This window comes from Ammoniphilus soli, from assembly GCF_040813775.1.
In genome coordinates this window covers 112,841-127,623 of the sequence record NZ_JBEGDL010000009.1, presented here as the reverse complement: position 1 = coordinate 127,623, position 14,783 = coordinate 112,841, and the positions used below count along the sequence as shown (strand labels likewise).

Here is a 14,783-nt window from a genome sequence, read left to right as displayed (position 1 = left end):
ATAACTTAATTTTCCAGTATTTGCACATTGGATAGAGCACCCGTAAAATACACTGGCCCTTTGCCTGTACCATAATAGACAATTAACAAATGAGGCTCTTCCTTAATTTCCCCTTGCTCTAAGTAAAGCGGCAAATCAAAAGGAATCACCTCGAGAACCGCATGCTTATGAAGCGCCTTTTCATCCAAGCCCAAGCCGGCAAACTCTCCTCCTAACCATAAAGGATTGTCCGCCACAAGACGCATATAGCGCTGCTGCTCCTGCTTTTCCATGTCAAACGTCCACCAAGTCTTACGCGGCTTATTCTTTTGGGACAGGAAGTAATCCAATTGCATCAAGCCCTTAATAACCGAAAGGTTTTCGACCTGAGCCTCTTTGAGAAAGTCATACAGCCTCGTAAATAAGTCCTCAAGCTGATGCCCAATTCTTTGCCAGCCTCGTTGTTCCCAATAGTCCCCAAATTGCTGGAAGAAGTCAAAAGGGGTTTCAAATGTTCGCGTAACGAGAAACTCAAGGGTCAGATCCATCCGATGGGCATTCCAATATTTTTCCAGCACATCCTCTACCCTTTTAATCTTAATGATATCGCTAAATGGCAAAACATCATTGCCCAAAATTTCATAGGGAGAATGCTCCATCCACACATACCCATACTTCTCTGCGTTCAAGCGGACCCCTGTCCCCCTAAGCATCTTCAAAAAGCCTAGCTGCAGTTCCTCTGGCCGCAAGGCAAAAACATCGTTAAATGTCTTTCGGAAAGACTGATAATCCTCTTCGGGAAGTCCAGCAATCAAATCAAGGTGCTGGTCTATATTTTTTGCTTCTTTCACTGTCTTTACCGTATGGCTGAGCTTTTGAAAATTCTGCTTCCGATTAACGATCAGATTTGTTTCATCCCTTGTGGATTGAACCCCGATTTCAAAACGAAAAATCCCGGGAGGGGCATTTTTGGCTAAGTAATCTAATACTTCCGGTCGCATGATATCCGCCGTAATTTCAAATTGAAAGACGGTACCGCTATGGTTTTGGATAAGAAATTCAAAAATCTCCAATGCATAATCCCTTTTAATATTAAAGGTCCGGTCCACAAACTTGATCAGCTTGACCCCATTGTCTATCAAATATTTCAGTTCCTGCTTGGTTCGCTCGATAGGAAAGTATCGAACCCCGACCTCGATAGAGGATAAACAAAAGCTGCAAGAAAAAGGACATCCCCTTGAGGTTTCAAAATAGGCCACCCTGTTTCGCAGCTCAGGGATATCCTCAAATCCTTGAAAAGGGGAAGGAATATCATTTAATTCCAGTTTCGGTCGCGGAGGATTGATTACGGTTGTCCCGTCTTTCCGATAGGCCAGTCCAAAAACCATATGGTATTTTTGATCACCTGAGATCTCCTGCAGCAGGTGATGGAACGTCTCCTCCCCTTCCCCCACCACGATAAAGTCAACGGAAGGCAGTCTCTCCATCCAGTATTCCACGTCGTAAGAGACCTCTGGTCCCCCTAGTACCACCTTCAGTTCGGGCCTAATCTTCTTAAGCATATCAATAGCGATAATGGTCTCTTCGATGTTCCAGATATAACAGGAAAAACCCACCACATCAGGCTCGTGAAGAAATATGTCGGTCACAATATTCATCGGTGTGTCTTTTATCGTGAATTCCCTCATCTCAATTGGGAAATCCTTCTGACAATAGGCTTTCAGATAGCGAAGGGCTAATGATGAATGTATGTATTTGGCATTCAAGGTTGCAATAACCGTATTCACAACGTAAACCTCCTTCCCTTTCGCGGTTATTATTGGTTTTGCCTCCGGGACCAGGTTTTAGTCACCTTGGCGATCATTTCATTTTATCTCACTATTAAGTTTAAATTCAATGAATCTATTTGCAGCATCCATCCGTATATAAAGGTAGCTGTTCTAATCTCGCCATAGTTTGGAGGAAGGACCTTGATTCTTATCTTTCGCACGTTATTATTCATCCTTATAGCGATTGCTTTTTACTGGTGCTTTCGATTTTTCTTAAATCCTCAGCGTAAGCTTGCTCAAGCTCTCCAAGAAAAACGAACACTGATCATGGACGATAAGAGCAGTGTCCATCGAAATATCCTGATTGCCTATAAAGGGGTACTGTTCGAAGGGGAAAAGTATATGGGTACCACGCCGGATGCCTTTCGAATCATCAAGATTCATATTTGGGCGAGAGACAATCAGAAATTAGTTGGCCTGGAAAAAAAGGACTTTGAGGACCTTAAGCAACTGGTTCACGGAAGATATCCATTTGCAGAGATTTCGTGGAAAAGTCCCATTAAGGAATTTTTGCAAGATAGAATCAGTGATCGCTAGCCATAATTAAAGGGGCTGACTCATACGATGGAGTCAGCCCCTTTCTAATGCCAATCGCAATTATTGCTTCATGGCTTCAATAATGAAATTGGTCATTTCTTCAGTTCCTACTGCGCTATCCTTATCTTCAGCGATATCGCCGGTGCGGATTCCTTTATTCAGGATGCTCTCTACTGCATTCTCAATTCTTTGAGCAGCTGCATCCAACCCTAAAGAATAACGAAGCATAAGGGCTGTAGAAAGAATGGTAGCTACTGGATTCGCAATTCCTTTTCCTGCAATATCAGGCGCAGATCCATGAACCGGCTCGTATAATCCGAGACTTCCATCACTTAGGCTTGCAGAAGCCAGCATTCCGATAGAACCTGTTAACATGGCAGCCTCATCGCTTAGGATATCCCCAAACATGTTTTCTGTTACAATAACGTCAAATTGCTTCGGAGCACGAACCAATTGCATCGCGCAAGCATCGACTAACATATGGCTTAACTCTACGTCTGGGTAGTCCGCAGCCACTCTATCCACTACGCTTCTCCATAGACGGGAGCTCTCCAACACGTTCGCCTTATCGACGGAGACTAGTCTCTTATCCCGCTTACGAGCGATCTCAAAGGCAGTTCGTGCGATGCGCTCCACTTCATCTTCATTGTAAATGAGGGTGTCTACAGCTACATCGCGGCCATTCTCATCCTGGTATCTCTTCTTCTCACCAAAGTAGATTCCGCCAGTCAACTCTCGAACCACCATGAGGTCTACCCCAGCCACAACCTCCTCCTTTAATGAGGAAGCTTTAGCCATACATTCAAACATCATGGCTGGACGAAGATTCGCATATAAGCCAAGCGCTTTACGAATACCCAACAGACCTGTTTCAGGGCGAAGATGTCCTGGGTTATTATCCCACTTTGGACCTCCAACGGCACCAAGAAGGACGGCATTGGCATTTTTGGAAATATCGATTGTAGCCTGAGGAAGCGGAGTTCCATCCTCATCGATAGCGCATCCGCCAAGACGGCCATATTCAAAATTGAACTTAACTTGTTCTTGTTCTGCAACAACAGCTAATACCTTAATGGCTTGCTCAATAACCTCTGGTCCAATTCCGTCTCCCGGCAGGACAGCAATTTTAAATTCTCTCATCTTTCTTTCCAGCCTCTTTTCTTGTCCTAGCTTAGTGTCGTACTCATTGGTTCTTGGTCAGAGATGGCCACTGCATCTCCTCGTTTGGCAATGATCTTATTGATTGCACGGATATAAGCTTTAGCGCTCGCTTCCAGTACATCCGTACTAACTCCCCGCCCTTGGACAGAAATTCCGTTTTGGCTAAGTCTGACATACACTTCCCCTAGGGCATCTTTACCATGTGTAACGGAAACAATCTTGTAATCATCTAAGCTTACTTCTTCTTCCGTTACTCGGTCGATGGCTTTATAAATGGAATCAACAGACCCATTTCCTACGGAAGCCTCTTCCTTTAGCTCGCCATTCGCCAATCTGACCCTCACGCTTGCCGTTGGTACGGACAAATTCCCATAAGAAAGCTGCAGGGATTCAAGAACGTAGGTTTCAGGGATTTCCACAATTTTCGCATCCAGCAAGGCAATGATATCCTCATCGGAAACTTCCTTCTTTTTATCACACAAATCTTTAAATTTCTTGAAAGCTTCATCGACTTGCTCTTGCTCTAGGTGGTATCCGAGTTCTGAAATCTTATCCTTGAATGCATGGCGGCCGGAGTGTTTTCCTAAGACCAGCTTGTTAGACTTGATGCCGACCGATTCAGGGCGGATAATTTCATAAGTCGTAATTTCTTTCAGTACCCCATCCTGGTGAATGCCTGATTCGTGAGCATAAGCATTCGCGCCTACAATCGCCTTATTTCCTGGAACTATCATTCCCGTTAGGCGGCTGACAAGCTTGCTTGTGCGGGCAATTTCAACAAGATTTAAATCTGTTGTTGCTTGATAGTAATCCTTGCGGGTTTCAAGCGCCAGCGCCACTTCTTCTAATGCTGCATTCCCCGCGCGTTCGCCGATGCCATTGATCGTTCCCTCTACTTGCGTAGCCCCCGCCTCAATGGCAGCCAAGCTGTTAGCTACAGCCATTCCAAGATCGTCATGGCAGTGGCAGCTTAGCTTAATTTCTTCGATTCCAGGTACATTCTGCCTCAATTGCCTAAAGATATTTCCATAGTCATGCGGCGTCATATACCCAACGGTATCTGGAATGTTGATAATCTTGGCTCCTGCTTTAATCGCAGCTTCGACTACTTCACAAAGATAATCGATTTCTGTGCGTGCGGCATCTTCTGCTGAAAATTCAATTTGGGAAAAGAATTTCTTCCCATAATTGATAGCAGCAACCGCCTGTTCAATTACTTGCTCCTTATTCAAGCGAAGCTTGTGCTTCCTATGAATGGGAGATGTCGCGATGAAAACATGAAGACAAGCACTTTCAGCACCTTTCAATGCTTCCCAGGCCTTGTCGATATCATTTTGGACGGATCGTGATAGGCTTACTACGGTCGAATTCTTGATCCTCTTAGCAATTTCCTGTACAGATCTTAAATCGCCGGGGGAAGCAGCAGCAAATCCTGCTTCCATCCTCGTTACACCTAGTCTTTCTAGCTGTAAAGCAATCTCGATCTTCTCGTCCGTACTCAGGTTGACGCCCGGGGATTGCTCTCCGTCACGCAAAGTTGTATCAAAGATCTCAATTTTTCGCATGGTGCTACCACCTCCACGGCATTTTAATTTTATTACTTCTTAATCCAAGCCATCATTTCTCTTAATTGCTTACCTACTTGCTCTAATTGGTGTTCGCTCTCGATACGGCGGCGAGAACTGAACGCTGCTCTGTTCGATTGGTTCTCAAGGATCCAATTGCGAGCGAAAGTACCGTCTTGGATTTCAGCCAATACCTTCTTCATTTCTGCTTTTGTATTTTCATTCACGATTCGCTTACCTGTGCTGTAATCCCCGAATTCAGCTGTATCACTGATGGAATATCTCATGTACTCCAATCCGCCTTCGTACATTAAGTCAACGATAAGCTTCAATTCATGCAAGCACTCGAAATAAGCGATTTCTGGCTTATATCCAGCTTCAACCAATGTTTCAAAACCTGCTTTTACCAATTCAGCAGTTCCTCCGCAAAGGACAGCTTGCTCACCGAACAAGTCAGTTTCTGTTTCTTCACGGAAAGTTGTTTCAATAACACCCGCACGAGTAGCTCCAACTCCGCTTGCATAAGCCAATCCGATTTCCTTTGCTTGGCCGGAAGCATTTTGTTCTACAGCGATAAGACCTGGTACTCCGAAACCTTCAACAAATACGCGGCGAACTAGGTGTCCTGGTCCTTTTGGAGCTACCATTACAACGTCAACATCAGCTGGTGGCTGGATTTGTCCGAAATGGATGTTAAATCCGTGGGAGAAGAAAAGGGCAGCGCCTTTCTTTAAATTAGGCTGAATATCTTCTTTGTAAACTTTCGCTTGCGTTTCGTCTGGAAGAAGAATTTGTACTAAATCTGCTTGTGCTACAGCTTCAGCTACAGGGAATACTTGGAAACCATCCTGCTCCGCTTGGTTCCAAGAGCGTCCTGGACGAAGTCCGATGATAACGTTGAATCCACTGTCTCTTAGGTTTTGAGCTTGAGAGTGACCTTGGCTTCCATATCCGATTACAGCAATTGTCTTTCCTTCTAATACCTGACGATTTACATCCTTTTCATAATACATAGTTACCATTGTTTATTCCTCCTAGTGTGTTTTCATTGTTTGGTTTAATGTTAGCTTATCTTACACAATAATTGCTTGGTATTACCTCATCTTCTATACTACACTTTATACTTTCACTGCAGCCATACTTCTGGCCATAGCGGTGAGACCAGTCCGGGTTAATTCACGAATGCCATACGGGCGAAGCAATTCCGTTAAGGCATCAATTTTTTCTGAATCCCCGGTTGCCTGGACAATTACCGATTGAGGACCGACGTCCACGATGGCTGCGCGGAACGGTTCTACAATACCGGTAATTTCCATGCGGGTAGCTGGACTTGCGTCCACTTTAATGAGAACAATTTCTCGAGAGACCATCGATCCAGCACTTAAGTGCTGGACCTTGATCACGTCGATCAGCTTATGAAGCTGCTTCATGACTTGTTCGAGCGTTCTCTCATCTCCAGTGGTCACGATAACCATGCGGGAAAGGCCCTTTTCCTCGGCGCTTCCGACAGTAATGCTGTCGATGTTAAATCCGCGCCTACCGAAAAGATTCGCAACGCGAGCTAATACCCCAGGCTGATCATTAACCATTACGGATATGGTATGTTTTTGCATCTACTCCTCATCTCCCATTGTCATCTGATCCAATGTACAACCGGACGCTACCATTGGATATACATTTTCCTCCGGCTCTACGACGAATTCTACCACAACTGGTCCCTTATGGTTCAGGGCTTCCTGCCACACCTCGCGTGCCTGTTCTTCAGTTTCTGCACGCAATCCCTTCACTCCGTAAGCCTCAGCGACTTTTACAAAGTCAGGGCTGTGAGACAAGTCAATATGGCTATAACGGTTATCATAGAAGAGCTCTTGCCATTGTCTTACCATGCCAAGACATTTGTTATTGATAATCACAATCTTGACAGGGATATTATGCTGCGATACAACGGCCAGCTCTTGGATGTTCATCTGGAATCCGCCATCTCCATTAATGGACACGACCGTGCGTTCCGGATGGGCAAATTGGGCGCCAATGGCTGAGGGGAAACCAAATCCCATGGTTCCTAGTCCACCGGACGAGATAAGGGAGCGTGGATGCCTAAACTTATAATATTGAGCGGCCCACATCTGATGCTGCCCAACATCCGTCGTAACAATCGCTTCCCCTTCCGTTGTTTCATAGATCATCTCAATAACCGCTTGCGGCTTGAGATTTCCATTCTTCTTATAGGAGAAGGGGTGGGCTTCCTTCCACTCATTCAATTGCTGAAGCCACTCGGAAGTTTCAGCTTGAACCGCCTTAGGAAGGGCTACTTCCAGTACCACCTTAACATCCCCTACAAGCGGGATCATCGTCTCTACATTTTTGCCTATTTCTGCTGGATCGACATCGATATGGATAATTTTTGCATTAGGAGCAAACTCTTTGGTTCGTCCCATGGTGATCCGATCATCAAATCGGTTCCCGATACCGATGAGGAGATCACAGTTTAAAATAGCCTGATTGGAAACGAAGTTCCCGTGCATTCCCGGCCAGCCAAGTGCCAGGGGATGTGTTCCCGGAAAGCTGCCTAATCCCATCAGCGTACAGATGACCGGGATCTGAGTCTTCTCTGCAAAAGCAATAAGCTCCTTTTCCGCACCTGCCGCAATCACGCCTCCGCCTGCCATGATAACAGGTTTCTTGGCTTCAGAAATCGCCTTGATCAGCCGATCAACCTGCATCTTGTTCGGTTTTATGGTCGGATTGTATCCTCGAAGATTAACTGTTTCGGGATAATAGAACGGGGCGGATGCATTATTGACATCTTTCGGAACATCGATTAGGACAGGTCCAGGGCGACCGGTTGTCGCAATATGAAAGGCTTCCTTCACGATTCGAGGGAGCTCCGTCACATCCCGAACAAAAAAGTTATGCTTCGTAATGGGTAAGGTGATTCCCGTAATATCCGCTTCTTGGAAGGCATCAGTCCCAATAAGGGATTGAGGTACATTTCCCGTGATGACAACCAGCGGAATCGAATCCATATAGGCTGTAGCAATTCCCGTAACTAAATTTGTTGCCCCTGGCCCAGAAGTGGCAATGACTACACCGGGCTTGCCTGTTGCTCTGGCGAAACCGTCCGCCGCATGAATAGCTCCTTGTTCATGTCTTGTTAATATGTGCTTTAGATGGCTGCCGTAAAGAGAATCGTAGATAGGAAGCACTGCCCCTCCCGGATAACCGAATACATATTCTACGTTCTCCAGCAGCAAGCACCTCAACAAAGCATCTGACCCGGTAATGACTTCCCCTTGCTCAATCGGGGGAACCTCAGGTCTGCCTACAACCAAAGCCACATCTCTGCTCATGTTCTCTCCTCCTGGATTCTTGATATCATAAACCAAAACGAAGTTATAAATTTCTGACAGTACAAAAAAAGAAAGCCTTTTCACCCCTGCACTATTATGTGCATTTCTTGGGGCGAAAAGGTCCGCGTACCACCCAAATTCACTATCACCTCGCGATGACAGCCTCAGCAGGTGCAATATTGCACCGTCGCACTTAACGCGTGCCAAACGTCTTCCCCTACTTGCAACCGTTCAGAGAAGCAGCTCAGAGGTGAGTAGAAAAAGGCATTGCTATCCGGTTTCCACCATCCCGGACTCTCTTTAAACAAACATTCCTTTATCGTTATCCTCTTCAGTGCCTGTATAAGACAAAAAATCAAAAAATACAAAACAAAAAATTATGATGTTAGGAGTTATTATAGTAATACGGGCGGATTTCGTCAACCATTTTCAGAATTATTATTTTGGTTTTTATCGGGTATTATTCATTTCACAGCAAAAAATCTACGAAACTCGAGGTTTCGTAGATTTTTTAAGGGAGTCACTATCCATTTCGCAGACCATTTATTAGAACTTGAACCACTTCAGGGCGGGAAAATTCTGGCGGGGGCATTATTCCTTCTTTTAGCATTTTTCTCACTTTTGTACCAGAGAGAACGATGCGGTCATCGGAACTATGAGGACAAGTTTTATAGGAGGCCATACCGGCACATTTCTTGCAAAAAAAGCTGTGTTCAAAGAATAGCAGCGATATGCCTAACTCTTCTGATGTAAACTGTTTGAAAATCTCTTGTGCTTCGTAGGTTCCATAATAATCCCCAACCCCCGCATGATCCCGTCCTACAATGAAATGGGTGCATCCATAGTTTTTCCTTACCATGGCATGAAAGATCGCTTCACGAGGCCCTGCATAGCGCATAGCAGCGGGAAAAACGCCTAGGAAAACCCTTTGCTCCGGATAATAGTTCCGAAGAAGGACCTCATAGCTCGCCATTCTGACTTGTGCGGGAATATCGTCTGATTTGGTTTCTCCAACCAGAGGGTTGAGAAACAAACCGTCTACAACCTCCATCGCTGCTTTTTGAATATATTCGTGAGCCCGATGAACCGGATTGCGGGTCTGAAAGCCAACTACTGTCCTCCACCCTTTTTTTTCGAAGATTTCTCGAGTTTCTGCAGGGGTAAAATAATACTCCTCAAATGCTCCCCCTGACGGCCTTTCAAACACACTTATAGGGCCCCCTAAGTAAATACTAGGCCGGCGGTAAAGGTGTGCTACACCCGGGTGAGCTTCATCAGCCGTTTTGTAGACCTCTTTGGCTTCCAACACTTTATCCGGTTCAAACATGCTTTCCACCTTCATGAAAGCACGAATAACCCCTTCTCTGTCCTGCAATGCGATACGATCACCTAAACGAATGCAGCGCGCTTGATTTTCATCTACCGCCAAGGTAATGGGCAAGCTCCAAACGGTCCCATCAGCTAAACGCATATGGCTCACGACGCTCTGGTAATCTTCCTCTGACATAAATCCAGTCAATGGCGAAAAGGCACCGATCCCAATGCATTGGATATCAGAGAGTGCCCAAGGATCTAAAGGGATGCAAAATAATCCCTCTGCTTCTTTCCGGTAATACTCTTTATCTTCAGGAGCGAGTATGCGGTTAACAAGTTCTCCTCCGTGCGGAGTAATCGGTGCCATCCTAATCCCCCTTATGCAATCCGCATTCAGTCTTAGCAAAACCGCTCCATCTCCCGGAACGCGGATCCTCGCCTGGCCGAACAGGCTTGGTGCAGACCGAACAGCCAATACTCGGATAGTCTTGATCGTGAAGTGAGTTGTAGGGAACCTCAAATATATGGATATAGTTCCAAACATCCTCTAGGCTCCAATAAACCAACGGGTTAATTTTAACTAGCTGAAACCTTTCATCCCACTCAACCTGTTCAGCATTTGCCCGCGTGACGGATTGTTCTCTGCGAATTCCAGTAATCCACGCCTTTTGCTCTTTTAATATCCTCGTCAGCGGTTCAACCTTTCTAATGGCACAGCATCGGTTCGGATCTGTAGCCCACAGTTGATCACCAAACGATTCTGCCTGTTCCTTTAAGGTAATCGCTGGCTTCATTTGAATGAACTCTATCTTATATTTTGCAGCCAAGCGATCCCTTGTTTCGTACGTCTCTTCGAAATGCTTATCTGTATCCAAATAAAAGATTCTCGGTTTCTCTACGACTTTGCATAGCATATCAACAAGCGCTACGTCCTCTGCCCCAAAGCTGCAGGCCAGAACCATCTGTTCGCCAAACTGCTGGTAAGCCCATCGCAGCAATTTATGAGGAGATTCATCCTTCATGGAACGGTTCACTTCTTCTATTGAAAAATCCAGAATTTCCATAAGACACCTCCCTAGTAATCGCCTTTTCCGTACATATTCTATGCACTGGGACATATAGGTTGATACCCAATAGTGATGTTAAACCCAGAAGAGATAAGCCCAAAAAAAAAAGAAGAGGACGATTCGCTCGTCCTCTTCTTTGTACTTGCTATATTAAGCGTTCACCTTTTGTTTAGCCACGTTCGCAAGTTCAGCAAAAGCAGCCTTATCATTTACAGCAAGGTCAGCAAGCATCTTGCGGTTAACATCAACACCTGCTTCTTTCAATCCGTGCATCATTTTGCTGTAAGACAAACCATTGATGCGCGCAGCTGCATTGATACGAGTGATCCACAATTTGCGGAAATCACGCTTGCGCTGACGGCGGTCACGGTATGCATAAAGCAAAGACTTCATGACTTGAGCTTTTGCAGTTTTAAATAAACGGTGTTTGGAACCGAAATAACCTTTAGCTAGTTTAAGAACCTTTTTGCGGCGTTTGCGAGTAACGGTACCACCTTTAACTCTTGGCATAACATTTCCCTCCTAGAATCTATACGATCAATCAGTGTTCAATTACAAATAAGTTAACATTTGCTCAATGCGTTTTTGGTCGCCTTTGCTTACGATAGCGCCCTTGCGAAGCTTGCGCTTACGCTTAGAAGTCTTGCTCTCTAGCAAGTGGCTCGTATAGGCATGGTGACGGCGAATTTTACCGGAACCGGTCTTTTTAAAGCGTTTTTGAGCTCCCTTATGGGTTTTCATCTTTGGCATTTGAAATATCCTCCCATCTACAGATGCAGCTATTTATCGGCCTTAGGTGCTAAGATCATGAGCATGCTGCGTCCTTCCATTTTAGGGGAACGCTCCACGATGCAAAGTTCTTTCACCTGTTCAGCCAGCTTTTCCAAAACATTTCTTCCTATTTCAGAATGAGTGATGGCCCGTCCGCGAAAACGGATGCTAAGCTTCACTTTATCACCTTGCTCCAAGAACTTCTGAACATGGCGCAATTTAGTCTGAAAGTCATGTTCTTCAATTGTTGGCGACAAGCGGACTTCCTTGATGCTGATCACCTTTTGGTTCTTACGAGCTTCCTTATCTTTCTTGCTCTGCTCATATCTGAATTTGCCGTAGTCCATAACACGACATACAGGCGGTTTTGCCGTCGGCGCCACTGCAACCAAATCAAGATTAGCCTCTTGAGCCATTTGCAAAGCTTCTCTCAAAGGAATAATACCTACTTGTTCACCATTAGCACCAACAACCCGAACTTCCCTTGCGCGAATCGCCTCATTGATTAAATGTTCCTTACTAATTGCCTGCCACCTCCACAGTTTTTTGCAAGATATGTGAAACTCTTGCTACCCTCATTACTTCAATCAAGCAACGGAAACAAAGCAAAAATGCAGACACCATAGGCGCCCGCATAATAGTTCTTCAAATAAAAGAACTTCATTCATTGACCTGTCAACAATCCAATGGACGTCGCATCAGGTGAGAAGCGGACGCTTCTGCTTTGATTACCCGTTATTCTCGCTTAACAATTTCTAATTATAACAAACGATCTAGAAAAGTCAACTTCAAAATTAATTAATTCGTAAAAGAAGATGCTCCATCGCTCTTTAAAAGCCCTTTACACTTCTTGCAGGTACGGCAAACTTGAATATTCGGTTCAAATATTTGCCTAATGGTGTAAATGATATGGTGGTTTGGTTGCTCCGTATGTACGACTAGCTTTTCCGGTGCCAATGAAATGAGAGAATGCAAAATCGCATCTTCATAACTCGCTTTTGCTTCCGGCGATTTTTCATTCACTGTCGGATGAATCATTGTCCATCCCTGATTATACAGCAACAAATTGCGGTCATCAATGTGAATAAGATGGACCAGGGGATGCACACTTTCCTTATTGTTCAAAAAGTGGCGCAAAAGGCAAATAAACTCCTTATTCTCCTTTTCCACCCAATATTCATCAAGTGCGTGCTCTATGGCTGACCTCCAGCCCTCCCACTGCTCCTTTAATCGAAACCGGATGAACCCTTCTACGGCCAACTGGTTCTCAAGCAAAAAAAAGTCCATAGCTTTGGCAGCTATCCCTTGCTTGAGCTGAGACTTCCTGGCCGTTTCCGCTTCCTCGCCCAGCTCATCCAGGTTCAGAAGAAAAAAGGTATATTTGGATATATCGTCAATCTGCTTCTCATCATCAAGAGCAAACTCCTGAACAAGTATTTCACGCAGAATATCCTTCTCTTTATGCTGAACAATAAACTCAGCAAGCGCAAAACTCATCGCTTGACGGATGATATCAAACGTATCAACCGTATGTTCATGCATCGGCCAAAATTGGCAATGGAAAAAAATTCGCTCAGAGTCTTCACGCTCATCAATATGATATTTAACGAGCTTATTCGTTAATGAACGCAACTCACTATGTAAAATATCCCTGAATTGGGACAGATTCTTTTCATTTTTAGGCAAAGCAACCTGAATCACTTTCATGGCCCACCTCCCCTGCTAATGGATGTGTTAAATTTTGGTTCTTTATTTCATAGTATATGAACACATAGAGGGGTTATACGTCATGATTAAGAATTGATTGCTCCCTCAATTAAATATGAAAAAAAACCACTCGATGCTAATCAAGTGGTTGGTAAAAGGGAGAGAGAAACATAATAGTGAAGCTCTTGTCTTCCTTATTATTATCTCCCGTTATTTGGGATCTAAACCCCTATTTTCCGTTTTTTCTTGTAAGAGATCGCACGACAACCATTAAAGACCAGCCAAGCAAGCCAAGCACGGCTAGAACGATAACAATTTGAGTAAATACTAAAAATCCCCAGCTCATGATTCACCAATCTCCTAGCTTAATTTTGCATGACAAAATCCGTCTCTGCCGATTCACCTTCTTTAAAGACACGCAGGATCTCGTATTTCGTATTGCGCTGGGCCGGAATTTTTCCTGCTTCGCGAATCAGCCGCAAGATTTCATTGGTATTCACCTTATGCGTGCAGGCCGCAGCGGATACAACATTTTCCTCCATCATTGTGGATCCGAAGTCATTGCATCCGAAGCGAAGGGATTGTTTGCCGACTTCAGGCCCCATCGTGACCCACGAGGATTGGAAGTTTGCGATATTGTCCAGCATAAGCCGACTGATCGCAACTGTTTTCAAATATTCATCTGCGGATACGCGCTCCGCCTTCAGATTCGTATTATCCGGCTGGAAAGTCCAGCTGATAAAAGCCTTAAAGCCCTTGGTTTCATCCTGGGCTTCACGAATGCGCAGCATGTGCAGGATTCTTTCTTCGTAGGTCTCCCCGAATCCGATCACCATTGTAGCTGTCGTATGCAGCCCTTCGCGATTAGCTGCCTTCATGACGTCAATCCATTCTTTCCAAGACCCTTTCTTTCTGCTTATCTTCATTCTTGTTCGGTCATCTAAAATCTCAGCACCCGCTCCAGGCAAGGAATCAAGACCGGCAGCATGAAGCTCTTGCAGAACCGTTTCAACAGGCAAATTGGAAACCTCAGCAATTCGCACAATCTCAGCTACTGATAGGGAATGCATCTGGATCTGGGGAAATCTCTCCTTAATTTTGCGAAGCAGCTGAGTATAATAATCCAGCTTAAGGCCAGGATGCGTCCCGCCTTGCATTAGGATCTCCGTTCCTTGAACATCTACCGTTTCCTGGATCTTTTGCAGAATCTCCTCATCTGATAGCACATAGCCTTCTTCATGTCCGGGGGGGCGATAGAATGCGCAAAAGCGGCAATACGTATCACAGACATTCGTGTAATTGATATTTCGGCCAATTACAAACGTAGTGATCGGCTCCGGATGCCACTTTTTCACGATTTCGTTCGCAGCGTTTCCTATCTTCTCTAACTCAGAACTCTCATACAGAAGAATGCCGTCTTCTAGCGTTAAGCGTTCTCCTTGAAGTGCCCGGTCCAGAATATGGTCAATAGACATTGCGGTCCCTCCTTGAAATTGCTTATCT

Annotated in this window: 14 protein-coding genes and 2 other annotated features; of the genes, 1 reads left to right on the top strand and 13 read right to left on the bottom strand. The window is 44.9% G+C overall.

Annotated elements, in window-relative coordinates; translation table 11 throughout:
- Window positions 1-5 precede the first annotated feature (5 nt).
- Window positions 6-1,766, bottom strand: a complete 1,761-nt coding sequence (locus tag ABLT31_RS18330) for a B12-binding domain-containing radical SAM protein (protein ID WP_367754235.1) — start codon at window positions 1,764-1,766, stop codon at window positions 6-8.
- 183 nt (window positions 1,767-1,949) lie between these two features.
- Here ABLT31_RS18330 and ABLT31_RS18325 point away from each other — a divergent pair, with 183 nt between their 5' ends.
- Complete coding sequence (locus tag ABLT31_RS18325; protein WP_367754233.1) at window positions 1,950-2,345, top strand: sigma-w pathway protein ysdB; 396 nt, start codon at window positions 1,950-1,952, stop codon at window positions 2,343-2,345.
- 60 nt (window positions 2,346-2,405) lie between these two features.
- Here ABLT31_RS18325 and leuB read toward each other — a convergent pair whose 3' ends face one another.
- From leuB to mqnC, 12 genes are all read right to left on the bottom strand, one after another.
- Window positions 2,406-3,485 carry a 3-isopropylmalate dehydrogenase gene (gene leuB, locus ABLT31_RS18320; RefSeq protein WP_367754230.1) on the bottom strand — a complete coding sequence of 360 codons (1,080 nt, stop codon included), beginning with the start codon at window positions 3,483-3,485 and terminating at the stop codon, window positions 2,406-2,408.
- 26 nt (window positions 3,486-3,511) lie between these two features.
- A complete protein-coding gene (locus tag ABLT31_RS18315; protein ID WP_367754228.1) occupies window positions 3,512-5,071 on the bottom strand; it encodes a 2-isopropylmalate synthase in 1,560 nt (519 codons plus the stop codon).
- A 32-nt stretch (window positions 5,072-5,103) separates the two neighbouring features.
- The gene (gene ilvC / locus ABLT31_RS18310; RefSeq protein WP_367754226.1) at window positions 5,104-6,093 is read right to left on the bottom strand and encodes a ketol-acid reductoisomerase; all 990 of its coding nucleotides are present in this window, start codon (window positions 6,091-6,093) and stop codon (window positions 5,104-5,106) included.
- A gap of 96 nt (window positions 6,094-6,189) precedes the next feature.
- Window positions 6,190-6,684 (bottom strand): acetolactate synthase small subunit, encoded by a 495-nt coding sequence (ilvN, locus tag ABLT31_RS18305; RefSeq protein ID WP_367754224.1) that lies wholly within the window; start codon window positions 6,682-6,684, stop codon window positions 6,190-6,192.
- Entirely contained in the window at window positions 6,685-8,421 is a 1,737-nt protein-coding gene (ilvB, locus tag ABLT31_RS18300) for a biosynthetic-type acetolactate synthase large subunit (protein ID WP_367754222.1), read from the bottom strand.
- 105 nt (window positions 8,422-8,526) lie between these two features.
- Window positions 8,527-8,765: a binding site (T-box leader), on the bottom strand.
- Between the two features lie 179 nt (window positions 8,766-8,944).
- Window positions 8,945-10,102 (bottom strand): sulfate adenylyltransferase, encoded by a 1,158-nt coding sequence (gene sat, locus ABLT31_RS18295; protein WP_367754220.1) that lies wholly within the window; start codon window positions 10,100-10,102, stop codon window positions 8,945-8,947.
- A 1-nt stretch (window position 10,103) separates the two neighbouring features.
- On the bottom strand, window positions 10,104-10,799 hold the full coding sequence (locus ABLT31_RS18290; RefSeq protein WP_367754218.1) for a phosphoadenylyl-sulfate reductase: 696 nt from the start codon (window positions 10,797-10,799) through the stop codon (window positions 10,104-10,106).
- Between the two features lie 153 nt (window positions 10,800-10,952).
- Window positions 10,953-11,312 carry a 50S ribosomal protein L20 gene (gene rplT, locus ABLT31_RS18285; protein ID WP_367754216.1) on the bottom strand — a complete coding sequence of 120 codons (360 nt, stop codon included), beginning with the start codon at window positions 11,310-11,312 and terminating at the stop codon, window positions 10,953-10,955.
- 42 nt (window positions 11,313-11,354) lie between these two features.
- Window positions 11,355-11,552 (bottom strand): 50S ribosomal protein L35, encoded by a 198-nt coding sequence (gene rpmI, locus ABLT31_RS18280; protein WP_367754214.1) that lies wholly within the window; start codon window positions 11,550-11,552, stop codon window positions 11,355-11,357.
- 29 nt (window positions 11,553-11,581) lie between these two features.
- The gene (infC, locus tag ABLT31_RS18275; protein ID WP_367754473.1) at window positions 11,582-12,130 is read right to left on the bottom strand and encodes a translation initiation factor IF-3; all 549 of its coding nucleotides are present in this window, start codon (window positions 12,128-12,130) and stop codon (window positions 11,582-11,584) included.
- Between the two features lie 42 nt (window positions 12,131-12,172).
- Window positions 12,173-12,304 (bottom strand) — a sequence feature (ribosomal protein L20 leader region).
- A gap of 67 nt (window positions 12,305-12,371) precedes the next feature.
- Complete coding sequence (gene ytxC, locus ABLT31_RS18270; protein ID WP_367754212.1) at window positions 12,372-13,280, bottom strand: sporulation protein YtxC; 909 nt, start codon at window positions 13,278-13,280, stop codon at window positions 12,372-12,374.
- A 365-nt stretch (window positions 13,281-13,645) separates the two neighbouring features.
- Entirely contained in the window at window positions 13,646-14,755 is a 1,110-nt protein-coding gene (mqnC, locus tag ABLT31_RS18265; protein ID WP_367754209.1) for a cyclic dehypoxanthinyl futalosine synthase, read from the bottom strand.
- Window positions 14,756-14,783 lie beyond the last annotated feature (28 nt).

What these genes read in the sequence shown, in the direction of transcription:
- leuB (WP_367754230.1), bottom strand. Translation starts at nt 3,485, where the DNA reads ATGAGAGAATTTAAAATTGCTGTCCTGCCGGGAGACGGAATTGGACCA.
- ABLT31_RS18315 (WP_367754228.1), bottom strand. Translation starts at nt 5,071, where the DNA reads ATGCGAAAAATTGAGATCTTTGATACAACTTTGCGTGACGGAGAGCAA.
- ilvC (WP_367754226.1), bottom strand. Translation starts at nt 6,093, where the DNA reads ATGGTAACTATGTATTATGAAAAGGATGTAAATCGTCAGGTATTAGAA.
- ilvN (WP_367754224.1), bottom strand. Translation starts at nt 6,684, where the DNA reads ATGCAAAAACATACCATATCCGTAATGGTTAATGATCAGCCTGGGGTA.
- ilvB (WP_367754222.1), bottom strand. Translation starts at nt 8,421, where the DNA reads ATGAGCAGAGATGTGGCTTTGGTTGTAGGCAGACCTGAGGTTCCCCCG.
- sat (WP_367754220.1), bottom strand. Translation starts at nt 10,102, where the DNA reads ATGGCACCGATTACTCCGCACGGAGGAGAACTTGTTAACCGCATACTC.
- ABLT31_RS18290 (WP_367754218.1), bottom strand. Translation starts at nt 10,799, where the DNA reads ATGGAAATTCTGGATTTTTCAATAGAAGAAGTGAACCGTTCCATGAAG.
- rplT (WP_367754216.1), bottom strand. Translation starts at nt 11,312, where the DNA reads ATGCCAAGAGTTAAAGGTGGTACCGTTACTCGCAAACGCCGCAAAAAG.
- rpmI (WP_367754214.1), bottom strand. Translation starts at nt 11,552, where the DNA reads ATGCCAAAGATGAAAACCCATAAGGGAGCTCAAAAACGCTTTAAAAAG.
- ytxC (WP_367754212.1), bottom strand. Translation starts at nt 13,280, where the DNA reads ATGAAAGTGATTCAGGTTGCTTTGCCTAAAAATGAAAAGAATCTGTCC.
- mqnC (WP_367754209.1), bottom strand. Translation starts at nt 14,755, where the DNA reads ATGTCTATTGACCATATTCTGGACCGGGCACTTCAAGGAGAACGCTTA.